This window comes from Pokkaliibacter plantistimulans (genome assembly GCF_003194385.1).
GTDB classification, from domain to species: domain Bacteria; phylum Pseudomonadota; class Gammaproteobacteria; order Pseudomonadales; family Balneatricaceae; genus Pokkaliibacter; species Pokkaliibacter plantistimulans.
In genome coordinates, this window is record NZ_LAPT01000028.1 from 1 (window position 1) to 23151 (window position 23151).

Here is a 23151-nt window from a genome sequence, read left to right on the forward strand (position 1 = left end):
GTTAAGGGCCGCCACATGGTCCGAGTTTGATTTGCCCAATGCCCTTTGGACGATACCCGCTGAAAGGATGAAACGAGGGAGGGAGCACGTAGTGCCTCTGCCACGACAAGCCCTGGCATTGCTGGATGAACTTCGCCCGTTGACGGGTGCTTACCAACTGCTCTTTCCGGGCCGTGGCCGTGGCGACAAACCAAGATCAGATACCGTATTCCTCATGGCCCTGCGTCGCCTGGGTTATGAAGGCAGACAGACTGGCCACGGCTTCCGGCACATCGCCTCCACCACACTTAACGAACACGGCTTTGATGAAAACCATATCGAGGCCCAGCTATCCCACGTCAAGGAAGGTAGCGCAGTTGATCGTGATGGCGGCTGCGCAGCCGGTATCGAGAACAGGGGCAAGGCTCTCGGAACTGAGAGCGGGGTGGCCAGTCTATTCCTGGATGACCGTCCTCGACCCTCAAGGCCGAGGGCGGTCAAGATTTCCAAAACCCGCTACCCGGTGAACCGTAAGGCTGCTCCGCTTAAGTGAACAGCATTACGCCACATGCGGGCTTTGTTGTTTATTACCGCCTGACTCGACTTTCACTGCCTGCAAACCACTTGTGTATGCCTGCTTGTGGACATCAGGATCACACGCTCCCCTGAGCCCAGCCGCATTTCATGCCTGCTCTCTGAAACTATTGTTTTATCCAAACATCCCAGAGTTTGATCCACATCCTCACCTTTTCAGGCTATCAGGCGCTATAATCCGCGCGTCCCCACTGACATGCCAGTCACCATAAGTGTTGCGGCATGATGAAGGTGTTATGAACACGCCCCCAGTTGCTGGTCGTATGACCTTAGCCGGTCTGCAACCGCTCCACTCCTCCAGCTTTTTGATCAATGCTCCGTCATTACTTCGTACTCGCACCCTCAGTGCCTTGCACCGTGAGATTGCATCATTGCGCCGCCGTGCGGCAGAAGCACGCCTGTGTGGCCAGCTGAATGAAGCGATCAGTTTATTGCGTCAGGCTCAGCCTTTAATTCGCCAGTCCGGCATGGCCTACGGACCTGCAGTTCATGCAGAGTTAGCGCTGACAATGCAGCAGGCCGGAGATCTGGCCGGAGCGCGACTACAGCTGGAAGAAAATCTGGCTATTGCCGATGAGCTCTGCCGTGGCAAGCATCTCAGCAACAGTCAGGACGTTCAGGATTTCCTGCAGGAGCATTTTCTGACCTGCCTGTATGCCCACCTGAGCGGCGTGTGCAGGGAGCAAGGTGATATCACCAAGGGTGAAGAGGCAGAGCAGCTTCATCTTGTACATGAACAGCGATACAAGTCTGGTCTGCAACGCTGGCAGACACTTCGACAGCAAGCCATGCAGGCACCTTCTCCGAGCCAACTCACCTCTTCCGTTGATAGAGAAGAGCATGATCCACTTTGGCAGGAGGACGAGGATTTCTGGGAGCGCTGGCAGCGCCAGTTTCTGATCGTGCTTACCGCTGTCATGCTGGCAGTAGTGGCATTGCATTTTGGGCTTGCCTAAACAGTGATGAACACAAGCCTGCATCTCGGCAGCCAAGCGCCTTATATCACGCTCTATATCCCTCACTGCCCGATATTGCCGCCAGACGTTGATCCGCAACACCCAAACGTTCCAGCACTTATCAACGCCAACAGCAACCACTGGCGTAAGATCCTTACCATTTATGCCAAGCTCGCCAGCCCATCAGCTGACTGGCGAAGCTATCGCAATCAGCAACTGCTTCAGCACGAAGCGTTGCTGTGCCAGAGCACTTCGCTAGCTCAGCACGAGGGGTGGCATTGGGTGGCTGGCAGGGCTAATTGGGAGGGGCTGGGGATGACGCACTCACAGTGCCAGGAGATAGTGGCAGGTCAGGTCTGGCGCAAGGGTTCGATTCTGTTGACCCCCTACCCTGATTACCGGCAATTTCCTAATCGACTCATCGATCAGCTTCGCCCGTTGCTGCACACCTGAAGTGCGCGTTAGCAATAAAAAAACCTCCATCACCTTACAGCGATGGAGGGAGGATATGACACACCGGCAAAGGGTGAGGGCTACGGCGTGCGGCTTTCCCTTAAGACCGGAAACGTTCCAGTCAACCTAGCCCGTATTTTCGCCAAATCACGCCCTGCTGAGTGTCGTTAAACGACCTGAATATTACTCGTGGCGCACTCATTGAATGCAGGAGCCAGTTTTATATGCCCACTATCAGGGCGTAGCTGTGGGAGCAGCACTCCCTGCGCCTTCTGCTGGTGCATTAGGCGTAGCACCGGGCGAGGACGCCGCAGGAGAAGTGGCAGAGGTACCAGCAGGCGCCTTCGGTTCGGCCTGAATCGATTCGGGATTAATGGTGTCCTTATCACCCTTGTTGATATTGCCACCGTTTTCCTCGCCCTGACGGATAGCCTCTTCCGCCTTCTTGTTCAGAACGATGATATCAATCCGGCGGTTACGGGGATTGTAGGGATCCTGCGGGTCGTACAAGGCGGAGGCAGCATAGCCGACGATACGGGCGATCTGATCCTCCGGGTAGCCGCCCTCTACCAGAGCCCGGCGAGCAGCGTTGGCACGCTCTGTAGATAACTCCCAGTTACTGAACTCAGCGGTATCGTAATAAGACTTGGCATCCGTATGGCCACTGATGCTGATCTTGTTGGGCAGGCGCTTAATGACATCTCCCAGATCCAGCAACATGTCCTCAAAATGCGGATCCAGCTTGTCGCTGCCCACATTGAACATGGGCTTTTCCTTGGAGTCCTGAATCTGGATGCGCAGCCCGTCCTGGGTGATTTCAAAGTGAATCTGATCCTGAAAGCGCTTCAGCTCAGGCGTGTTCTCCACCCTCGCCTGCAGCTCTCTGAGCATCTGCGCCAGATTATCCTGATCCTGCTGGTCCTGCGCACTACTGCTTTTCGCATTGGCAGCGTCACCGTTATTGATGCTATCAGCCGCAGGCGGTGGTTCAGCCTGCTTAGTCATCTGCTGTACACCTTCCTGTGTTACAGATTCAGGATTAAGCGTCTTTTGCGGAGCAGGAGTGGGTGCCCCCCCCAGATCGATAACATAGGGACTCGCATCAGAGAAGCCGATCGGATCCTGAAAATAGCTGGAAATAGCTTTCAGCTGCTCATCGGTAGCACCACCCAACAACCACAGCACCAGAAAGAAGGCCATCATGGCCGTCATAAAGTCGGCAAAGGCAATCTTCCAGGCACCACCGTGATGACCACCAGCGAATTTTTTGACGCGCTTGACGATGATAGGTTTGTTATCCACGTCGCGCTCTCATTAACTCTTGCCGATATTACGGATGGACTCTTCCAGCTCCTTGAAGGAGGGACGATGGCCCGGCATCAGCACTTTGCGACCAAACTCCACCGACATGGCCGGTGGCAGCCCGGATACCGAACCGATGAGGCAGGCTTTGACTGACTCATACAGATTGAGCTCTTCCTTGGCATCATGCTCCAGTACGTTTGCCAGCGGACCAAAGAAGCCATAGGCCGCCAGAATACCGAGGAAGGTCCCCACCAACGCCGCGGCGACGTGATGGCCCAGCGCCTCTTTGTCACCATCACCCAGCATCCCCATGGTCACCACGATCCCCAATACTGCCGCCACGATACCGAACCCCGGCAACCCTTCTGCAACCTTGTTAACGGCATGAGCAGGATGCTCCAGCTCTTCTTTCAGACTGTTCAGCTCCATGTCAAACAACCCTTCCAGTTCATGGGGAGCCATGCTGCCCAGCGACATGATGCGTAAATAGTCACAGATATAGGTCATCAGCCGCTCATCTTTGAGGAGCGCAGGATACTTGCTGAACACCGGGCTGGTGGAAGGATCATCAATATCACCTTCTATCGACAGCAAACCGTCACGCCGGATCTTGTTGAGAATCTCGTACATCATGCACAGCACGGAGGTGTAGTACTCATAAGTAAACCGCTCCTTGAACATGGTGGGCGATTTTTTGAGCACGATGGTGAAGATTCGAATCGGGTTCGCCTGCAGGAAAGCCCCCAGACAGGCACCACCGATAATCAGCACCTCCAGGGGCTGGAACAGCGCCATGATCTGACCGCCCGCCATGACGAAACCGCCAATGACGCAGGCAAAAATGACAATCATTCCAACGATTTTGAACATGGTGGGGTTATCGCACGATGAGAATTAGAAACGGGTTTCAGCACAGTAAGCCAAGCGCCACTTTAGCTGACACGAATAGAAACTGTAAAAGAGAAAAGTATTACAACACAGGCAACAAAGATTGAGGAAATGGGGGAATTCTTCAACTGGCGGCTACGGTGAATAAAGCGGCGCCATTAAAGTGCTGGTTAAGTTGCTGACGCATCTGCGGGCGATTAAAGCAGTGCAGCAAAAAAGAAAATGCCCGATATGGTCACATTGCGAGGAAGATCCATATCGGGCAAAAAAGTGTAGCAAACACAGGGAACAACTGACCGCCGTCAGTCGTCCCGATACATCAACCCAGACAACGTCTGGCTGACACTACGCCTTGATTACCAAGCCGTATTCTGCGCTGGCGTCCTGCAGCCACAGCCACATGTAGTCACTGAAGCTGCGACGCACCACCATCTCGTAGCTGTCTTCCCCGGTGCGTTGCAGTAGTACCTGCGTTTTAGCGAAGACGGTGCTGACACATTTTCCCACTGGAAACGAACCAGGATGCACGTCATAAGGGGTGGATTTCTGCAGCACCTTACGTGCATCAGGACCAGACAGCTCAAGAACCGTTTGACCACCACTGACATTGACCAGAGAGATGTGTCCATCAATGGCCTCGCGCAGAGCCAGCTCGATACCGTACTCACTGCCCCCTTCGACTAGAATCAGCCACTCATCAGGGCCCATCCACTGGATGCTGGTTGTGCCTTTGGCGCTGCAGCTGAGAGGCGCCAACGGCAACTCTACCCCCAGTACCTTTTTGATGCCTTTCAGCAAGGACGCATTGGCGCTGTTACCACGCAGTACCAGATGACCCAGCAATTTCTTCTCACGCAGCGCCACACCACCACGCTGGTGAACATTCAGTGCCAGATGATCCAGACCGACGTGATGCAATGGCGACTCGGCCTGTACTCCGGCACCAGCACGCTGCTGGAGAACCGCCACCTTGCTGACGGCGGCCGAGCTTTCTTCAACTACTTGGGCTTTAGCCACTTCAGACATTTTGACGTTCTCCTTTCGGATCCAGGAATACGGAAGAGCAGATTTCAGCTTCGATCACACGACCATCACGCAGAGGTGCATACACTTTGTCTCCCATGCGTGACAGACCACCTTTGATCAGTGCCATGGCAACACCGTGGCCCAGGTTGGGGCTGTAGTAGCTGGAAGTGACATGGCCCAACATGGGCACCGGCACCGGATGTTTGGGATTATCGACCAGTTGAGCGCCTTCCGGCAGCACGACCGAGCTATCGCTGCACTTCAGACCCACCAGCTGCTTACGGTTATCACGCACGCAGTCTTCACGCTGCATGCCACGCTGACCCAGGAAGCTGAAAGGTTTGTTCTTGCCCACTGCCCAGCCCATGTTCAAGTCGAACGGAGTGACCGAGCCATCAGTGTCCTGGCCAACGATGATGAAGCCTTTCTCGGCACGCAGTACGTGCATGGTCTCAGTACCATAAGGAGTCAGGTTGTACTTGGCACCGTGCTCAAACAGCTTCTCCCAGACGTGCAGGCCATAGTTAGCCTGAACGTTGATCTCGTAGGACAGCTCACCGGTGAAACTGATACGGAATACCCGTGCCGGTACACCAGCGACGGTTCCTGCACGCCAGTCCATGAACTTGAAGGTGTCTTTGTCCAGATCGATATCACTGGTCAGTTCCGCCAGCAGCTTACGACTGTTGGGACCGGAAATGGTCAGTGTCGACCAGTGATCAGTCACGGAAGTGAAGTACACCTCCAGCTCTGGCCATTCAGTCTGGTGCCACAGCTCCAACCACTCCATGACACCTGCTGCACCACCCGTGGTAGTGGTCATCAGGAAGTGATTGTCACCCAGGCAGGAGGTCACACCGTCATCGAAGACCATGCCGTCTTCGTGGCACATCAGACCATAGCGGCACTTGCCCACATCCAATTTGGCCCAGGCGTTGGTATAGATGCGGTTGAGGAACTCACGTGCACCCGGCCCCTGAATGTCGATCTTGCCGAGAGTTGAAGCATCCAGAATACCCACACTGTCACGGACCGCCTTACTCTCACGGTTCACCGCATCGTGCATCGACTCGCCTGCTTTGGGGTAGTACCAAGGGCGTTTCCACTGACCCACATCTTCAAACTCTGCGCCCTGCTCTACATGCCATTTGTGCATGGCAGTGAAGCGTTTGACGTCAAACAGGTGACCTGCATCACGCCCAGCCACTGCACCAAACGTCACGGGCGTGTAGTTGGGACGGAAGATCGTGGTGCCGGTTTCGGCAATCGTCTTGCCCATCGTCATGGCGGCAATCGCCATACCGTTGATGTTACCGAGCTTACCCTGATCAGTACCGAAGCCCATGGCAGTGTAGCGCTTGACGTGCTCGATCGACTCGAAACCTTCACGAGTAGCCAGTGCAATTCCGCCCGCGGTGACGTCGTTCTGCAAATCGACAAACTGCTTGGGCGCACGGGATACAGGCTTCACATGAGGTACATAGAACAGCGCCATGGCAGGGCTTTTCACCGGTTCAAAGGTGGATGGTAGCTCTACTTCAGGCTGGTTCAGCTTGAGTGCCGCCACGGCCTGCTGAGCAGCGTTGACACCATCTTCAAGCACCTTGCCCAGACCATAAACACCGTGAACTGCACCGGCACACAGACGCTGCTCCTTGGCGGCCCCCGGGACAAAACCGATGATCTCGTCATTCCAGACCGGACGACTGCCGGTATGGCAGGACAGATGCACCACCGGACTCCAGCCGCCTGAGCTGGCGATAGTATCGCAGGTAAGCACTTCCTTACCGCTGGTCACCTTGCTACCTGTTGCATCGATACTGCAGCAGACGGCACCGTGCACACGCTTGCCACCTTCCACATCGATAACCGCAGAACCAGGAATCAGACGAATCCCCAGCTTGCGTGCTTCTTCTATCAGAGCGCCTGTTGGATTGGCTCGGGTATCGACAATAGCAACCACGTCACGACCCGCCAGTTTCCAGTCCAGCGCGGTCTGATAGGCATCATCGTTGGTGGTCATCAATACCAGCTTGTTACCGGGCACCACGCCATAACGGCGAATGTAGGTGGAGACGGCACTGGCCAGCATGTTGCCGGGAACATCATTGTTGGCATACACCAGAGGACGCTCATGAGCGCCCGTGGCCAGAATGACCCACTCGGCACGCACCTTGTGCATACGCTGGCGAGACATATTCAGGGGCGCGCGGTCGGTCAGGTGATCGGTACGGCGCTCATGAATGGTCAGGAAGTTGTGATCGTGATAGCCATTGACGGTGGCACGGCTAAGCAGCAGTACATCTTCATAACGCTGCAGTTCAGTAACGATACCTTTGACCCACTCCGCAGCAGGCAGGCCGCCAATGGTATCAGCAGAATGCAGCAGACTGCCGCCGAACTCCTGCTGCTCATCCGCAATGATCACTCGTGCACCGGCACGCGCAGCGGTCAGGGCAGCCATCAGACCTGCCGGGCCAGCGCCCACGACCAGCACGTCGCAGTGGTGATTCATCTTGTCGTAGGTGTCAGGATCCCACTCTGCAGGAGCACGACCCAGACCCGCCGCCTTACGGATGTACTTTTCGTAAGTCATCCACATGGACTCAGGATACATGAAGGTCTTGTAGTAGAAGCCCGGGGGCATCATCTTGCCGCCGGCCTTACCGATATAGCTCATCAGATCCGTATCGGCGTTGGGCCAGCCGTTAACGCTGTTGCTCACCAGTCCATCAAACAGTTCCTGCTGGGTCGCACGCACGTTGGGGATCTGCGTCGCTTCGGTAGCGCCCAGCTGCATGATGGCATTGGGCTCTTCAGCACCGGCCGCGAAGATGCCGCGTGGACGACTGTATTTGAAGCTGCGGCCAATGATATCGACACCGTTGGCCAGTAATGCTGACGCCAGGGTGTCGCCTTCAAAACCTTCGTAGGTCTTGCCGTTGTAACTGAACTTCAGTGGTTTGTTGCGATTGATGCGACCGCCACGGGTCAGACGGTTGCTTTGCGCCACTTTTCTGGACGCAGATTTTTTGCTGGATACAGTGCTCATGACTGACCTCCTGCCAGACTTTCCGCAGTGACGCTGGGCTGTTCACCCATCTTGTAGGTCTCGTAGATACGGTAGGTGACGGTATCACGGGTCATGTTGAAGAACTTGCGACAGCCTGCCACGTGGTACCACATTTCATGGTGAACACCGCGTGGGTTCTTGCGGAAGAACATGTAATCACCCCACTGCTGGTCAGTGCAGCCCATGGGGTCGAGGGGACGGCTGATATGGGCCTCACCCTTGGCTTTGAATTCGTCCTGATCCCGGTTTTCACCACAGTAAGGACAATAGATATGCAGCATGATTTCTCTCCTGTGGATCAGTGGGCTACGCCAGCAGCGCCGTGCTCGTCGATCAGTGCACCGGAATAGAACCGGTCCATGCTGAACGGTTTGGCCAGCGGGTGCGCTTCACGTTTGGCCAGGGTGGCAGCGAAGACGTTGCCTGAGCCGGGTGTTGCTTTGAAGCCACCGGTTCCCCATCCACAGTTGAAGAACAGACCTTTTACAGGGGTCGCGGAAATAATAGGGCAGGCATCCGGGCACGTATCGACGATCCCCCCCCACTGACGGTTCATGCGCACACGGCTGAACACCGGGAACATTTCAACAATCGCTGACAGCGTATGCTCAATGGTGTTGTAGGAACCGCGCTGACCATAGCCGTTATAGCCGTCGATACCGGCACCGATAACCAGGTCGCCCTTGTCAGACTGGCTGACATAACCATGCACATGGTTGGACATCACGACGCAGTCAAGCACAGGCTTGATCGGCTCCGATACCAGCGCCTGCAGAGGATGAGACTCCAGCGGCAGACGGAAACCCGCCTGCTGCGCCATCACCCCGGAGTTACCGGCGGTCACACAACCCACTACCGGTGCAGCGATAAAACCCCGTGTGGTTTCAACGCCCTCAATCACGCCATTGCTCTGGCGGAAACCGATCACCTCGGTTTGCTGAATCAGATCAACACCCAGCGCATCGGCACCACGGGCAAAGCCCCAGGCGACCGCATCGTGACGGGCAACCCCGCCGCGACGCTGCACGGTGGCGCCCATCACCGGATAACGGGCATTCTTGCCACAGTTCAGTGCCGGAATCTCACGCGCCACCTGATCCTTGTCCAGCATCTCATTAGGGATACCGTTCAGCAGGTTGGCATGCACCAGCCGCTCACCTTCACGCAGGTCATGCAGGGTATGGCAGAGGTGATACACCCCCCGGGAGGAGAACATCACGTTGTAGTTGAGGTCCTGTGACAGCCCTTCCCACAACTTCATGGAGTGCTCGTACAGGTGAGCAGCTTCGTCCCACAGATAGTTGGAACGTACGATGGTGGTGTTACGTGCCGTGTTGCCACCGCCCAGCCAGCCTTTTTCAATCACTGCGACGTTGGTGATGCCGTGCTCTTTCGCCAGATAATAAGCGGTGGCCAGACCATGACCGCCACCACCGACGATAATCACATCATATTCTTTCTTCGGCGTCGGATTGCGCCACATCCGCTGCCAGTTTTCATGGTGACTGAGGGCATGTTTGGCCAGCCCGAACCCGGAAAAACGCTGCATTGACCAGCACTCCTTGAAACGCTAACTGTCATGCCAGGCTCCCGACCCGACAGGACCACGAAATTACCAGCAGAGCATCAGCTCTGCCTTCGATAGACAAGCGCAAAACCCTGCTTTCAGCTGCCGGATTCAGTACCAGCAGGTTCAGTAACCAGCGTTACTGAACCTGTCCTACTCGTCTCTCGGCAGCAGCGGAGAGTAACGCCTTATCTGCGATAGACGGGGTAATCTGCACAGATCCCCGCTACCTTTTCGCGTACCTGAGCTTCCACATCGGCATTGCCCAGGTTATCCAGCACATCGCAGATCCAGCCTGCCAGTGCTGCACATTGCACCGTACCCAAACCACGGCTGGTAACCGCAGGCGTACCGATACGCAGGCCTGAAGTCACAAAGGGGCTTTGTGGATCGTTGGGTACAGCGTTCTTGTTCACAGTGATATGCGAACGGCCCAGTGCCGCATCCGCATCCTTACCGGTGATACCCTGCTTGATCAGACTGAGCAGGAACAGGTGGTCGTCAGTACCACCGGACACCACGTCGTATCCACGCTGGATAAAGACTTCAGCCATGGCACGGGCATTATCCAGAACACGCTGCTGATACTCTTTGAACTCAGGCTCCAGTGCCTCTTTGAATGCGACGGCCTTGGCCGCGATCACATGCATCAGCGGACCACCCTGGCCACCGGGGAACACCGCGGAGTTCAGTTTCTTTTCCAGCTCTTCATTGCGACGCGCCAGAATCAGGCCGCCACGTGGGCCACGCAGTGTCTTGTGCGTAGTGGTCGTTACAACATCAGCATAAGGCATGGGGTTGGGGTACAAACCAGCCGCTACCAGACCAGCCACGTGAGCCATATCGACGAAGAAATAGGCACCGACCTTGTCGGCGATGTCACGGAAACGCGCCCAGTCAACCACACGGGAATAAGCAGAGAAGCCAGCCAGAATCATCTTCGGCTTGTGCTCAAGCGCCAGACGCTCGACTTCGTCGTAGTCGATTTCGCCGGTTTCGGGATTCAGTCCGTACTGCACAGCGTTGTACAGCTTGCCGGAGAAGCTGACCTTGGCACCGTGAGTCAGGTGGCCACCATGGGCAAGGCTCATCCCCAGAACGGTATCACCCGCGTTCAGCAGCGCCATATATACAGCCGCGTTAGCCTGAGAGCCGGAGTGAGGCTGGACGTTGGCGTAGTCGGCGCCAAACAGCTGGCAGGCACGCTCAATCGCCAGACTTTCAACCACGTCAACATACTCGCAGCCACCGTAGTAGCGCTTGCCTGGATAGCCTTCCGCATACTTGTTGGTCAGCTGAGAGCCCTGAGCTTCCATAACGTAAGGGCTGGTGTAGTTTTCAGAGGCAATCAGCTCCAGATGGTCTTCCTGACGCTGTACTTCTGCCTGCATGGCTTGCCAAAGCGCGACATCGTATCCTGCAAGTTTGTTTTCATAGCTAAACATGGCGTTCTCTCTAGGCGGGCAATCACCCGCAGTCAGCCGCACTTCCCGTGATCTTATGCACTTTGGCAAACCCAGATGACACAAGGGCTGTAGCGGTAATTAGGCTTTTGTTTGGCTTCACCGCAGCGCGCGTTCTACGGTAAGTGTTGAAGTGATCATATCGGGGCAGCCCTGGGGGAAGATGTTTATAAGCGTCGCAACAGGGTGCTTTTGCGACATTTTTCTTGAACAACAAATACGGCGCGGCCTGTAGCCTGGTGCCGCAGCGAAACCCGCTGCTGCTCTCGCCTGAATCTGCCACCTCACTCAGGGATTAGACTGTTGTCAAAGACCTGCTGGTCGGTGGTTCACAAGCCCGGTGGAATTGACTAGGATGGTCCGGCATTGCTCAAGCAATGCATCTTATTCTCAGGGCGGGGTGTAATTCCCCACCGGCGGTATGTTGTCCCATCTGCAATAAGGCAGATAGCAACGAGCCCGCGAGCGCTCAGTCTGCCTTACCTTTGTGGAGGTCGTCGGACGGAGGTCAGCAGATCTGGTGAGAGGCCAGAGCCGACGGTAATAGTCCGGATGGAAGAGGATAAGGGCCAGCCATACGATCTGCTGAACGCAGATTGGTTATGCACGTCCTGCATCAGGCTGATGTCAGAGCGTGCCTGTCCGCCAGCACGATCATTGATCAGTGCAGACGAACAGCGCATGTCACTGATAAGGCCGAATGCGTCCGTTTCCTTTAGCCCTGATTCTGGTAGCCAATGGAGCTATTACCATGAATCAGTCTGATATCACCGCTGCAACATCCTTACTGGCCGAATTCGGCTCTCCTATTGAACGCGTTGAACAGGCCATTGCTGCGCTTCAGCAAGGGCAAGGCGTACTCGTCGTCGATGATGAAGATCGTGAAAACGAAGGCGATCTGATTTATTCAGCCGAACACCTGACCCCTCAGCAAATGGCACTGATGATCCGAGAGTGCAGCGGTATCGTCTGCCTGTGTCTGAGCGATGAGCGCATCCGCCAGCTTAACCTTCCCCCCATGGTGGAAGACAACAATAGCAAGAACCAGACCGCCTTCACCGTCAGTATCGAAGCGCGCGAGGGTGTCACCACCGGTGTGTCTGCCGCTGATCGTGTCACCACGGTCAAGACGGCCATTGCCGCCCATGCCCGTCCGGAACATCTGGCTCGTCCTGGCCATGTGTTCCCGCTACGAGCGCAACCCGGCGGCGTACTGACCCGTCGTGGCCATACCGAAGGCACTATTGATCTGATGAAACTGGCTGGTCTGCAACCAGCGGGCGTCCTGTGCGAAGTCGCCAATGAGGATGGCAGCATGGCCCGCTTGCCGGAAATTATCCGCTTTGGCAAAAAGCATGGCATGCCTGTGCTGACCATTGAAGATATCGTTCAGTATCGCCTTGCCTGCCTGGAGCAGGTTTCCTGATCCGCTCTGCCTTAACGCGATAAACACTGTCTGGAGTAGCTGCATTGCTCCAGACAGTGCATCGGCCATCCGTCGTTGCAGATTGCGTCTTATTAGCACTGGCTGTCTTATTGCAAAACGGCTACCTTCCTATCAAGAGAACACAAGATTCACGTTGCAGGAATAGCAACCGCTGCGCTGACCCCATACCCAGGATGATCGACTGGTGCTTGGCCCGTTTACCTTAAGGATGGTGGGCCGGATTCGAATCCTGATGGCAGACGTCAGCACACAAGGAGTGGAGCTTCTGAACCATGATTTTTTACGACCTGATAGGGGATATCCACGGCCATGCTCATGCCCTGAAGGCGCTGTTGAAGTGCCTTGGCTATACCCGCAATCGCGGTGTGTGGCAGCAGCCCGGCCGGCAGGTCATCTTCCTCGGTGACCTTATTGATCGCGGCCCGCAGCAACGCGAAGTGCTGCGTATTGTGCGCAGTATGATTGATGAGGGCCACGCCCTCGCTGTCATGGGCAATCACGAGTTCAATGCGCTGGCATATGCCACCCCCGACCCTGAACATCCCGGTGAGCACCTGCGCCGCCATACGGTGAAGAACCGCCATCAGCATCATGCCTTTCTGAGTCAGCTACGCGAAGGTTCCGCAGCTTACAAGGATGCCATCAACTGGTTCTGGCAATTGCCGCTCTATCTCGATCTGCAGGGCCTGCGCGTGATTCACGCCTGCTGGCATCCGGAGCATATTAATGTCATGGAGCAGCTGACCCGTGGCAGTGCGCGCCTTACCCCGGAGCTCCTGATTCAGGCCAGCCGCAGCGACAGCCCGGTGTATGAGGCAGTAGAAACGCTGCTCAAGGGGCTGGAAATGGACTTGCCTGAAGGCTCACAGTATCTCGACAAGGACGGCAACCCTCGTACCCAGTTACGAGTACGCTGGTGGGATCAGCAGGCACTGACCTACCGCCAGCTGGCACTGATCAGCGATCACAAGCGCCACTTGATTCCGAATGACCCGGTCGCACCTGATTTTCTGCCAGGCTATGACCAATGTAAGCCGGTATTTTTCGGCCATTACTGGATGACGGGCCGACCAGTTCCCCTGAATGACCACATTGCCTGCCTCGACTACAGCGTGGCCGCACGACATGGTGGCAAGCTGTGCGCTTATCGCTGGGAAGGGGAAAAGTATCTCAAGGAACGCAACTTTATCTGGGTGTGATCTGACAGACTGACCCCACGCCAAATGCAAAGGGCGCCACGGTGAATAACCGGGCGCCCTTTGTTGTTACAGCAACGACTGTTGGTTATCGCACTTACTCGAACACGATGCCCTGAGCCAGCGGCAGCTCACCACCATAGTTGATGGTATTGGTGGTACGGCGCATGTAGTTTTTCCACGCATCCGAACCTGACTCACGGCCACCGCCGGTTTCTTTCTCACCACCGAACGCACCACCGATCTCCGCACCGGAGGTACCGATATTGACGTTAGCAATACCGCAGTCAGAACCTGCCGCTGACATAAACAGCTCAGCTTCACGCATGCTTTCGGTAAAGATGGCGGATGACAGACCTTGTGGCACTTCGTTGTTGATTTCGATGGCCTCTTCTACCGAAGAGTAGGTCAGCACATACAGAATGGGCGCGAAGGTTTCTTCGTGGACGACAGGCGCATCGTGAGCGATACGGACAATGGCCGGACGTACATAGAAACCGCCAGCAGGTACGTTCTGCTCAATACGCTCACCACCGTAGATCACTTCGCCACCCTGAGCCCTAGCCGCCGCCAGTGCATGCTGCATACGGTTGAAGCTGCTTTCGTCAATCAACGGCCCAATCAGGGTGCCCTGCACCGAAGGATCGCCAATACGCAGACTGGGGTAGGACTTCAGCAAACGTGCCACCAAGTCTTCCACAATGCTTTCATGAGCAATCAGACGACGCAGTGTAGTGCAACGCTGACCAGCCGTACCTACTGCCGAGAACACGATGGCACGCTGAGCCAGATCCAGGTCAGCCGTGGGGCTGACGATCATGGCATTGTTGCCTCCCAGCTCCAGCAGAGAGCGGCCCAGACGGGCTCCGACGGTTTGCGCCACGCTGCGGCCCATAGCGGTTGAGCCGGTCGCCGATACCAGTGGGAAACGCTTGTCTTCACAGATGGCCTGACCCAGATCACGACCACCAATGATCACCTGCGACAGTGCTTTGGGCATTTCAGGCATGGTTGCCAGTGCTTTGTCGACGATCATCTGGCAGGCAAGCGCACACAGCGGCGTCTTTTCAGAGGGCTTCCACACAATGGGGTCGCCGCAGACAAATGCCAGCATGGCATTCCAGCTCCACACCGCCATGGGGAAGTTGAAGGCGCTGATGACCGCTACCGGGCCCAACGGCTGCCACTGCTCCATCATCCGGTGGCCAGGGCGTTCGGAAACAATGCTCAGACCGTGCAACTGACGTGACAAACCAACGGCGAAGTCACACACATCAATCCATTCCTGAACTTCACCCAATGCTTCCTGAGTGATCTTGCCAGACTCAAGCGTGATCACCGCCGCCAGCGCCTCTTTGTATTCGCGCGCCAGATTACCAATGCGGCGAACCAGTTCACCACGCTTGGGCGCAGGAATGGTACGCAGCACACGGAATGCCTCACTGGCATCAGCCACGACCTGCTCCAGCTGTTCAGTGCTGGCATTACGCAGCTGAGCCACCGTCTCGCCATTGATGGGAGAGGCAACGCTGAACACTTCCCCCTCACCCTGGGCATGACCATTTGCACTCGCAACGCTGGCGAATACACCATTGGACTTCAGTGCGTCCATTCCCAGTGTGGAAAGAAAAGACAGATTCATTGGGCTCCCCCTGGCTGCCGCAGCAGGCTGTTAGCAACATATCAACGTGGGCTGGTGAGCATCAAAGGAATAAATAGTCACCAGTACTTATGGCTGACAAGCATAGGAACAGCAGAGCAATAGGTAAAATAGCGATTTTCTGAATGGGCTAAAGGTGTAGACTATAGCCAACCTCGCCTGCGACATATCGATCAACGGAAGCCCTGTCATGGATCTCCGCGCCCTGCGTTATTTTCAAGCCGTCTATGAAGAACTGAGCCTGAGTGCGGCAGCCAAACGCTGCTTTGTCGCCCAGCCGTCCATCTCTGCCGCTGTCCAGCAGCTGGAAAGCGAGCTCGATACCGCCTTGTTCATCCGCAACAGCAAGGGGGTCACTCCCACCCCGGCAGGAGAAAAACTCTATCCGCTGGCCTGCAAGGTGCTGGACGAAGTGGTCGATATCAAGCGCCAGTTCAAGGAACCCTCTGCTCCCCTGCCCTTGCGTATCGGTCTGATGCCCTTCCTGTCCGGACCACGTCTGGGTTTTCTGCTAAAAGAGCTGGCCAGTCAGGTACCCGAGCTGGAAGTCACTCTTGTGACAGAAGATCAGCCGGCGGATGCCCGTATTATCGCCAGCAATCAGGTTGGCCCCAATGAGGTATTCCATAAGCTGTGGAATGACCACTATGTGCTGGCCCTGCCTGCCGAGCATCCGCTGACACGCCTGACCAAACTGAACCTAGAACATCTGGAGGGAGTGCCCTTTATCAGCCGCAGCTTTTGCGACGTGCTGGATGCATGGCACTTTGCTCTGGAAAAACGCGATGTACAGCTGCTGGTCAAAGCGCGGGTCCATACTGAGGAATACGCATTGGATCTGGTGGCGGCGGGTATGGGCGTGTCCCTTGTCCCTGTCAGTTCGGTTGAAGGCAGAACCCAGATTGCCACCCGGGAAGTCAGCGGGATTGATATGGCCAGAGTGGTGGGATTGGCCTACACCAAAGACAGATCACTGCCAGAAGCCCTGATGCATGCGATTGAGCAGGTCAAAAAGCAGTTTTAGCTGCACAGCTCAGTGGACCGTCAATAAGGTGAAGGCTTATATGCCGTAAGCAATATCAGGCAGCGTGCAGGACTGATCCAGAACAGCAGCATGAAGATCACAGCACAGCACCAGGAAGCGACCTGACTCCGCATTGAAAGCACAGGATAACGTCAGGCACATGCTGCCATCCGACACCGACAGATAAGGATCAGATACCTGTACCTGTCCCGGCTGCGCAATGGCGGACTTGAAGTAATGACGTCGACTCCAGCTGGCGCCCAAGGCATCCTGCATCGGGCGAAAACGTCCGTCATCCGTGGATTGCCGGGCCGCCATATTATGACTGAGCTGGTAACCGTCCTGATCAAGCAGATAGCAACGCTGCACCCCCGGCAGGCGCAGAATGGCCTCGCTGGCACTGTGCATAGGTGTGCCACCACGGCTCAGTGACACCAGTTCCGTAAATTGGCTGGTATAGCGCTCCAACTGCTGGCGTTGCAGACGCTGATTACGCTGGCTGCGTCGCGCACAGATGGCCAGCTGGGCATTGAGCTTGCGGCGCCCCTCTGCCAGCCCCACGCGGGGATCAGCTGCGGGGTAAGCCAGACCGAAGCCCTGTACCATGTCAGCACCGGAATCAAACACCAGATGCAGGTCGTCCAGGGTTTCAACTCCTTCCATCACCGCCAGCGCGCCGGAACCATGAATCAGCTGAATGAGTTTGCCCAGCACATGCCGTGTGCGCGTCTGCTCTCTGGCCTGAACCAGCAAGGAACGGTCCAGTTTGACGATATCAGGCTGTAGTCGCCAGATGCGGTCAAAGTTGGAGTGGCCGGCACCAAAATCATCAATAGCAACCAGTGCCCCCCGGGTCCGATACTCCCTGACCTGCTCTTCGAGCAACAGCGGATCGTTGCTGGCATGCTCGATGATCTCCATTACCATGCGCTGTGGCGCCAGACCCAGCTGATTCAGGGTGTTCCAGAATAGCTGTTGATCGGGATAGGCCAGCGCGGAAGGTGGGCAGACATTGATAAACAACCACTGTTCGGGGAGCAGCAGTTCCGCATAGTTACGCAGATGCAGGGCCTGGCAGTGCTGGTCAAGTAACGCTTCTTCATCGCGAGCACGAGCCATGGCGAACAGTTCGAGAGGCGAACAGGGTAAATTGCCATCCTGAGTGCGGATAAGTGCTTCCAGACCAACACAACGGCGATGAGCCAGCGAATAGATAGGCTGAAAGTGACTGCGCAGCTCAAAGTTGTGATATTGCCAAGTGTTATTCATTGCGTGTTTGCCAATTCGGGTGAGCCCCGGCTAATCAATACGTGGTAACTGCACACTAAGCCAACACCAGATCCCCGGGCACGGAGGAGCTTGTCACTTGTTGGCCTGTCCAGATATAACCATCTGCCACCCTTTATCCACGATTTTGCATGCAATCCCAAGGCCATGAAAGGCTTGCCGTTCTCCGGGCGTTCCTGCTGGACAGGCATCCATATCACCCGCCTGCAGGCTTATTGACTCACCGTCAGCCATGTACAGTACCTTTCGATACAGAAACAGCCGATCATCAGTATGTAATATCTGCATCAGATTGGCGCACGCCTCCGGGCGAATGACCAAAATACGACAGACAACGCATGACGCACAACAACCAGCCTCCCCCGTTTGGCTGTGACACCAGAAGCTTTTTGCTAAACTATCGGACCTTGCTGGTCGACAGGCTGGCGAACAGAAAGCCACTTTGCAGAAGCGGACCACGACATGTCATTTCTCAATACGTTGCAGCGCCACATAGATGCAGTTAGCACTCTGGGTGACCTTGAGCCTGAACTGAACGCCATGGCCGACCGGGTTTATCAATGCGTCACTCAGAATGGCAAAGTGCTGTTTATGGGCAATGGTGGCAGTGCTGCCGACTGCCAGCACCTGGCAGCCGAATTTGTGGTGCGCTACAAGGCTGAGCGCCGGCCGCTGGCCTCTCTGGCCTTGACGGTGGACACCTCCATTCTGACGGCCCACTCCAATGACTACGACTTCTCCAGTGTCTTTACCCGGCAGATTCAGGCACTTGCCCGCCCGGAAGATGTGATCATCGGTCTGTCGACATCCGGCAACAGTGCCAACGTCATCGACGGCATTCAGGCTGCGAAGGAGATGGGGTGTTATACCTACGCATGGACGGGAGTCAGTGGAGGAAAACTGCTGGATATAGCCGACAGCACATTACGCATGCCATCAACAGAAACGGCACGCATTCAGGAAGCTCATATGATTATTGGCCACTGGCTGTGCGAAGAAATGGATCGTCGTCTGGCTGACTAAGCCCCCACTTCGAGGAAGCGCCTAACGTTTGTCTTGACTGGAATGATGGGAAACCGGAAGTGCTGGGGATTTTCGTTCGGCACTTCCACACAGGCGCCGCACTACCACAATCCCTGCCACAGCCAGTGAGACGCCCAGCACATTGGCTGCCATATCGTAGTAGCTGAAAGAGCGATGAGGTAACAGCGCTCCCTGCATGAACTCCGCGACTACACCTATCAGCACCATCAGCAGCCATAACCGCAGTGCGGCCCAGCGCAGCACCAGTGGTATCACCAGTGTCAGCAGGAAGAACGCCGAAGCATGGGCGTATTTGTCACCGTCGGCGATAGAGAAATGCCAGGGTCTGGGACGAAAGTATGCGTAGGTGACAGCCAGCGACAACAGTAGAAAAGCAACACGGGTTAGCCAGGTTTTAAACATCGAATACCCTCAGCTGGGGGGAGCGATCCAAGAACGCGATTGACGATCTTGCTCGCGAGGGCCAATCAATCGACTGCCGTTGACGTCACCCTGAGTATGGTTGCGGCGATTCTACTGCCAAACTTCCTGAATCTTTATTTCAGGATGCTACCAGCATGCCCTTTTCCAGACGCAGACGCTTATCCGCCAATGCGTCCAGGTCTTCACTGTCATGGCTGACCAGCAGGACTGCGACACCCGCCGCACACTGCCGCTTTACTCCTGCCCACATTTGCTCTCGGGTATGAACATCGAGCCCGGTGAAGGGCTCATCCAGTAGCAGCAGAGGCTTCTGCCGTAACCAGGCTCTGGCCAGTGCCACACGCTGGCGCTGGCCACCCGAAAGTGCCCCCGGCAGGCGGTCCGCCATCCCTGCCAGACCAACATCATCCAACACCTGTTCAATATGCTGGCGTTGCACGCTATTCAACTTCAGGCCCGGATGCAGCCCCATACCAATATTGGCCCACAATGGCAGATGCTCGAACAGATTATGTTCCTGAAACACCGTGGTGACAGGCCGCTGCCAGGGGAGCAACGAATTCCAGCGAATCAATGAGCCGTCCATCAGCCAGCCAATCTCTCCCGAGCTGGCAGCGAGAAATCCGGCGATCAGATTAAGCAACGTCGACTTGCCTGCACCGCTTGGCCCCTGCACCGCCAGGCACTGACCAGCCATGAGATTCATATCAAAGCAGTAGTCTTGCTCAGGGTAGTCAAACGCAAGCTGCCGTAGCACCAACACTATTCACTGTCCTCAAACCGAGTGTCGCGCCTGCCAGGCTGCAGGCCGATGATCAACGTAATCAGGGCGATGACCTTTCCCGCTCACTTCTGTAACCTCGCCGCCCAAGCCATTCCAGGAGCAAAAATATCATCAGCATAGTGAGCAGCATCAGCAAAGCGCACCCTGCTGCCTCCCTCAACCGATAGCTACCCAGCAGCTGGTACAACAACAAAGGCAATGTAGGCTGCGACGGACTGCCAAATAAAGCGACGACAGAGAAATCGCCAAGGGAGTATGTCATTCCATACGCAAGGGCCAGCGCTATTGCAGGTTTGAGCCGTGGCCACAGCAGCCAGCGCCATCGATACCAGCCCCGAACATCCAGCGTATCTGCAAGCCGTCTGCTCGGCTCATCGAGACTGTTCAGAGGGCCACGCAAAACCTGCATCAAAAACGGCAGACACATCAGGGTATTGGCAAACACCACCAGACTGTAGCCTTGCTCGGTCAGGGATACCCAGGGGCGAAGCAATACAAACCAGCCCGTCCCCAGCACCATTGCCGGAATCAGCAACGTCAGGTGGCCACTGGCCTCTGTCAACGCACTTATACGCTGATCTCCCCGACGGGCATAGCCACCCGCCGCACTGAGCAGAAGCGTTGCTAGTATCGTTGCCAACCCTCCCGCAACCAATGCCAGCTTGATACTCAACCACCAGGCAGCCCACAGCTCATGTCGCCACAGCATCAACCAGATGCCTCCCAATCCGTTGAGCACCACGGCCAGCAATGGCGGTAGCAACAGTAGCCACAACATCCCAATCCAGCCGCTATCGACATAGCGGCTGCTGCCCAGACTGTCGGCACGAGGCCAATGTCGATAAAGCGTATAGGGAGTTAATGACGGCATGCCGCCCAGACGTCCTGAAACACCCCACAACAAGGCGCAGATGAGCAGTTGCAGTATGGCCAGCAAGGCAGCACGACCAATATCCATATCGAAACGCAGTGCCTGATAGATAGCGACTTCAAGCGTGGTAGCACGAGGCCCGCCACCTAACGTCATCACGATGGCAAAGCTGGTAAAACACAGAGTGAAAACCAGCGCCAGTAATCGTGGCAATGCTCGTCGCACGACAGGCCACTCCAGCATCAGCCACACGCCTCGACTATTGAGGCCAAGCTGGGCAGCCAGACGCCAGTGCTGTGAAGGAATACGCTCCAGCTCCTGTAACAACAACCGTGCGCATAAAGGAACATTGTAGAAAATATGCGCCAGCAGGATGCCACCCAGACCATAAAGATAGTTAGGAGGCTGCCAGCCCAGCCCAGAGAGTAACTGCGGTAGCCATCCCTGACGCCCGTGCACAGCGACCAGACCAAACACCACCACAATAGGTGGCAGCACCAGTGTCAGCTCCATTATCCTCAGCAGCAGCTTGCGCCCCGGCCAGGCAGGACGACGCAACAAGGCCCGAGCCAGAGGTATTGCAAGCAACACCACCAACAAGGATGACAAGGTCGCCTGCCACAGACTGAAACGCACTATGCGCTGCAGATAGGCATCCTGCCACACTGATGCCCATGGTAGCGCCGGTGCCATCCATACCAGCGCCAGCATCGCCGACACAACGATCAGGATCAGCAGTAGTGCCGACACAACACCAGGCAGTGTGACCCAGCGCGGATGAGAAAATGGGGGATTGCTCACGTAGTGGTTGTCTTCAGCCCCCTTAACGACTAGTTGCTTCCAGCCATTCATCAACCCACGCTTTTTTGTCGCTGGCCACTTCGTCAGGGGTAAACAGCAAAGTCTTACCAGGGGTGATCAGCTTGCCATAGGCATCGGGCAGCGCCTTGCCAATGTCCACAGCAGGATACATTACATTCCCCAGCGGCAGCTCCTGCTGGAATGCGGGTGTCAGCATAAAGGCCATGAACTGCTTTGCGAGATCAGCATGCTTGCTGGTCTTCAGGCGTGCAGCCACTTCAACCTGAAGATAGTGGCCTTCGCTGAATTCAGCGGCCTGATATCGATCCGTCTTGTCCACAGCCATGTGATAGGCAGGCGAGGTACTGTAGGACAACACCATGGGCGCTTCACCATTCATGAACAGATTGAAGTAGGCATCACTCCACCCTTTGGTGACAGCCAGCGTTTTCTTGCTTAGCTTGGCCCAGGCCTCCGGGGCTTTATCGCCATAGACCTTCTTCACCCACATCAGCAGACCCAGACCAGGGGTACTGGTCCGTGGATCTTCAATAATGATCTTCAGGTCATCTGGCGCATCCACCAACGCCTGCAGGCTAGTGGGTGGATGAGGCAGTTTCTGGGTGTCGTAAACAAAAGCAAAGTAGCCCCAGTCAAAGGGCACAAAGGTATTGTCATCCCACTTGACCGGTAACTTAAGTGCAGACAGATCAGTCTCGCTGGGGGCGAAAAGACCGGTTTTTGCTGCATCGGCCATGAGATTCATGTCCAGCCCTAGCACGACGTCTGCAGGAGTGGTTTCACCCTCAAGACGCAGACGCTGCAGCATACTGCCACCATCCTCCAACGCAATGAAGTTCAATGTGCAACTACATTGCTGTTCGAAGGCAGTCTTGACCTTAGGGCCAGGCCCCCAATCAGCGGTGAAGGAATCATAGGTGTAGACTGTCAGGGTCTCCCCTGCGGCAAACACAGGCAGACAGGTTGCCATTGCCATGCCCAGCAAGGCAGCTTTGATAGATATACGGGTATTCATGCCACATCTCCCAAAAATAAAAGAAGTGGCGCAGTCGCGGACTTGGACTCAAATCCCTGCGCCAGTATCATCTGGATCAGGTTCGACGGGTTAGTGACAGAACATCACCTCTCAGCACCTGCATGCAGGTTGGCACCCCGTTGAGCCGAGGCGGCATAATACCTCAATCATATCGGTGGCGACAGGCAAGCACGCTAGTGATGGTTGAATGTCTATTCGCACGACGAAATATGACTTGACGGTCAGCGGTACTTAAAATCAATAAGGAAAAGGC

19 protein-coding genes, 2 pseudogenes and 2 riboswitches are annotated in these 23151 nt (G+C 55.8%); of the genes and pseudogenes, 8 read left to right on the forward strand and 13 right to left on the reverse strand.

Features of this window, described 5'->3' with window-relative positions; translation table 11 throughout:
• From WH50_RS27130 to WH50_RS07020, 4 genes and pseudogenes are all read left to right on the forward strand, one after another.
• Positions 1 to 331, forward strand: a pseudogene (locus WH50_RS27130) (tyrosine-type recombinase/integrase); the annotation flags it as partial.
• A 22-nt stretch (positions 332 to 353) separates the two neighbouring features.
• Positions 354 to 532 (forward strand): annotated as a pseudogene (locus WH50_RS26885) (IS4 family transposase); the annotation flags it as partial.
• Between the two features lie 277 nt (positions 533 to 809).
• Positions 810 to 1529 (forward strand): hypothetical protein, encoded by a 720-nt coding sequence (locus WH50_RS07015; RefSeq protein WP_133251266.1) that lies wholly within the window; start codon positions 810 to 812, stop codon positions 1527 to 1529.
• A gap of 6 nt (positions 1530 to 1535) precedes the next feature.
• Positions 1536 to 1982 carry a DUF6942 family protein gene (locus WH50_RS07020; RefSeq protein WP_110186672.1) on the forward strand — a complete coding sequence of 149 codons (447 nt, stop codon included), beginning with the start codon at positions 1536 to 1538 and terminating at the stop codon, positions 1980 to 1982.
• 234 nt (positions 1983 to 2216) lie between these two features.
• Here WH50_RS07020 and motB read toward each other — a convergent pair whose 3' ends face one another.
• The 7 genes from motB to glyA all read right to left on the reverse strand — a co-directional run bounded on the left by motB (position 2217) and on the right by glyA (position 11286).
• Entirely contained in the window at positions 2217 to 3284 is a 1068-nt protein-coding gene (gene motB, locus WH50_RS07025) for a flagellar motor protein MotB (protein WP_110186673.1), read from the reverse strand.
• A 12-nt stretch (positions 3285 to 3296) separates the two neighbouring features.
• Complete coding sequence (motA, locus tag WH50_RS07030; RefSeq protein ID WP_104156660.1) at positions 3297 to 4157, reverse strand: flagellar motor stator protein MotA; 861 nt, start codon at positions 4155 to 4157, stop codon at positions 3297 to 3299.
• Between the two features lie 363 nt (positions 4158 to 4520).
• Positions 4521 to 5201 (reverse strand): sarcosine oxidase subunit gamma, encoded by a 681-nt coding sequence (locus WH50_RS07035; protein ID WP_110186674.1) that lies wholly within the window; start codon positions 5199 to 5201, stop codon positions 4521 to 4523.
• Positions 5194 to 8253, reverse strand: coding sequence for a sarcosine oxidase subunit alpha (locus WH50_RS07040; protein WP_243410022.1), 3060 nt, complete (start codon positions 8251 to 8253; stop codon positions 5194 to 5196). Before WH50_RS07040 ends, WH50_RS07035 begins: the two co-directional genes overlap by 8 nt.
• The gene (locus WH50_RS07045; RefSeq protein ID WP_104156662.1) at positions 8250 to 8555 is read right to left on the reverse strand and encodes a sarcosine oxidase subunit delta; all 306 of its coding nucleotides are present in this window, start codon (positions 8553 to 8555) and stop codon (positions 8250 to 8252) included. The genes WH50_RS07040 and WH50_RS07045 overlap by 4 nt, the downstream gene beginning before the upstream one ends.
• A gap of 17 nt (positions 8556 to 8572) precedes the next feature.
• Positions 8573 to 9823, reverse strand: coding sequence for a sarcosine oxidase subunit beta family protein (locus WH50_RS07050; protein ID WP_104156663.1), 1251 nt, complete (start codon positions 9821 to 9823; stop codon positions 8573 to 8575).
• A gap of 206 nt (positions 9824 to 10029) precedes the next feature.
• Entirely contained in the window at positions 10030 to 11286 is a 1257-nt protein-coding gene (glyA, locus tag WH50_RS07055) for a serine hydroxymethyltransferase (protein ID WP_110186675.1), read from the reverse strand.
• Positions 11287 to 11686: 400 nt separating this feature from the next.
• Positions 11687 to 11872, forward strand: a riboswitch (FMN riboswitch).
• A gap of 183 nt (positions 11873 to 12055) precedes the next feature.
• On the opposite strand from glyA, the gene ribB reads away from it, so the two are divergent.
• Positions 12056 to 12730 carry a 3,4-dihydroxy-2-butanone-4-phosphate synthase gene (gene ribB, locus WH50_RS07060; protein WP_104156665.1) on the forward strand — a complete coding sequence of 225 codons (675 nt, stop codon included), beginning with the start codon at positions 12056 to 12058 and terminating at the stop codon, positions 12728 to 12730.
• Positions 12731 to 13023: 293 nt separating this feature from the next.
• Positions 13024 to 13950 (forward strand): metallophosphoesterase, encoded by a 927-nt coding sequence (locus WH50_RS07065; protein ID WP_104156666.1) that lies wholly within the window; start codon positions 13024 to 13026, stop codon positions 13948 to 13950.
• 94 nt (positions 13951 to 14044) lie between these two features.
• On the opposite strand, the gene amaB is transcribed toward WH50_RS07065, so the two are convergent.
• The gene (amaB, locus tag WH50_RS07070) at positions 14045 to 15589 is read right to left on the reverse strand and encodes an L-piperidine-6-carboxylate dehydrogenase (RefSeq protein WP_110186676.1); all 1545 of its coding nucleotides are present in this window, start codon (positions 15587 to 15589) and stop codon (positions 14045 to 14047) included.
• 208 nt (positions 15590 to 15797) lie between these two features.
• On the opposite strand from amaB, the gene WH50_RS07075 reads away from it, so the two are divergent.
• Entirely contained in the window at positions 15798 to 16631 is an 834-nt protein-coding gene (locus tag WH50_RS07075; RefSeq protein ID WP_110186677.1) for a LysR family transcriptional regulator, read from the forward strand.
• Between the two features lie 36 nt (positions 16632 to 16667).
• Here the strand turns inward: WH50_RS07075 and WH50_RS07080 are convergent, their stop codons facing one another.
• Positions 16668 to 17900: a sensor domain-containing phosphodiesterase gene (locus tag WH50_RS07080; RefSeq protein ID WP_110186678.1), complete on the reverse strand. Its 1233-nt coding sequence runs from the start codon at positions 17898 to 17900 to the stop codon at positions 16668 to 16670.
• Between the two features lie 480 nt (positions 17901 to 18380).
• On the opposite strand from WH50_RS07080, the gene WH50_RS07090 reads away from it, so the two are divergent.
• Positions 18381 to 18941: a D-sedoheptulose-7-phosphate isomerase gene (locus tag WH50_RS07090; RefSeq protein ID WP_110186680.1), complete on the forward strand. Its 561-nt coding sequence runs from the start codon at positions 18381 to 18383 to the stop codon at positions 18939 to 18941.
• Between the two features lie 21 nt (positions 18942 to 18962).
• On the opposite strand, the gene WH50_RS07095 is transcribed toward WH50_RS07090, so the two are convergent.
• The 4 genes from WH50_RS07095 to thiB all read right to left on the reverse strand — a co-directional run bounded on the left by WH50_RS07095 (position 18963) and on the right by thiB (position 22877).
• The gene (locus WH50_RS07095) at positions 18963 to 19364 is read right to left on the reverse strand and encodes a VanZ family protein (RefSeq protein ID WP_110186681.1); all 402 of its coding nucleotides are present in this window, start codon (positions 19362 to 19364) and stop codon (positions 18963 to 18965) included.
• Positions 19365 to 19503: 139 nt separating this feature from the next.
• Entirely contained in the window at positions 19504 to 20091 is a 588-nt protein-coding gene (locus WH50_RS07100) for an ATP-binding cassette domain-containing protein (RefSeq protein ID WP_207780218.1), read from the reverse strand.
• A 118-nt stretch (positions 20092 to 20209) separates the two neighbouring features.
• On the reverse strand, positions 20210 to 21892 hold the full coding sequence (gene thiP / locus WH50_RS07105; RefSeq protein WP_110186683.1) for a thiamine/thiamine pyrophosphate ABC transporter permease: 1683 nt from the start codon (positions 21890 to 21892) through the stop codon (positions 20210 to 20212).
• The gene (gene thiB / locus WH50_RS07110; RefSeq protein ID WP_165838339.1) at positions 21864 to 22877 is read right to left on the reverse strand and encodes a thiamine ABC transporter substrate binding subunit; all 1014 of its coding nucleotides are present in this window, start codon (positions 22875 to 22877) and stop codon (positions 21864 to 21866) included. The genes thiP and thiB overlap by 29 nt, the downstream gene beginning before the upstream one ends.
• Positions 22878 to 22912: 35 nt before the next feature.
• Positions 22913 to 23027, reverse strand: a riboswitch (TPP riboswitch).
• Positions 23028 to 23151: the final 124 nt, after the last annotated feature.

Bases quoted from the DNA above. Each gene is read 5' to 3' on its own strand.
- WH50_RS07015 (WP_133251266.1), top strand. From the start codon at position 810: ATGAACACGCCCCCAGTTGCTGGTCGTATGACCTTAGCCGGTCTGCAA.
- WH50_RS07020 (WP_110186672.1), top strand. From the start codon at position 1,536: ATGAACACAAGCCTGCATCTCGGCAGCCAAGCGCCTTATATCACGCTC.
- motA (WP_104156660.1), bottom strand. From the start codon at position 4,157: ATGTTCAAAATCGTTGGAATGATTGTCATTTTTGCCTGCGTCATTGGC.
- WH50_RS07035 (WP_110186674.1), bottom strand. From the start codon at position 5,201: ATGTCTGAAGTGGCTAAAGCCCAAGTAGTTGAAGAAAGCTCGGCCGCC.
- WH50_RS07040 (WP_243410022.1), bottom strand. From the start codon at position 8,253: ATGAGCACTGTATCCAGCAAAAAATCTGCGTCCAGAAAAGTGGCGCAA.
- WH50_RS07045 (WP_104156662.1), bottom strand. From the start codon at position 8,555: ATGCTGCATATCTATTGTCCTTACTGTGGTGAAAACCGGGATCAGGAC.
- WH50_RS07050 (WP_104156663.1), bottom strand. From the start codon at position 9,823: ATGCAGCGTTTTTCCGGGTTCGGGCTGGCCAAACATGCCCTCAGTCAC.
- glyA (WP_110186675.1), bottom strand. From the start codon at position 11,286: ATGTTTAGCTATGAAAACAAACTTGCAGGATACGATGTCGCGCTTTGG.
- ribB (WP_104156665.1), top strand. From the start codon at position 12,056: ATGAATCAGTCTGATATCACCGCTGCAACATCCTTACTGGCCGAATTC.
- WH50_RS07065 (WP_104156666.1), top strand. From the start codon at position 13,024: ATGATTTTTTACGACCTGATAGGGGATATCCACGGCCATGCTCATGCC.
- amaB (WP_110186676.1), bottom strand. From the start codon at position 15,589: ATGAATCTGTCTTTTCTTTCCACACTGGGAATGGACGCACTGAAGTCC.
- WH50_RS07075 (WP_110186677.1), top strand. From the start codon at position 15,798: ATGGATCTCCGCGCCCTGCGTTATTTTCAAGCCGTCTATGAAGAACTG.
- WH50_RS07080 (WP_110186678.1), bottom strand. From the start codon at position 17,900: ATGAATAACACTTGGCAATATCACAACTTTGAGCTGCGCAGTCACTTT.
- WH50_RS07090 (WP_110186680.1), top strand. From the start codon at position 18,381: ATGTCATTTCTCAATACGTTGCAGCGCCACATAGATGCAGTTAGCACT.
- WH50_RS07095 (WP_110186681.1), bottom strand. From the start codon at position 19,364: ATGTTTAAAACCTGGCTAACCCGTGTTGCTTTTCTACTGTTGTCGCTG.
- WH50_RS07100 (WP_207780218.1), bottom strand. From the start codon at position 20,091: ATGAATCTCATGGCTGGTCAGTGCCTGGCGGTGCAGGGGCCAAGCGGT.
- thiP (WP_110186683.1), bottom strand. From the start codon at position 21,892: ATGAATGGCTGGAAGCAACTAGTCGTTAAGGGGGCTGAAGACAACCAC.
- thiB (WP_165838339.1), bottom strand. From the start codon at position 22,877: ATGAATACCCGTATATCTATCAAAGCTGCCTTGCTGGGCATGGCAATG.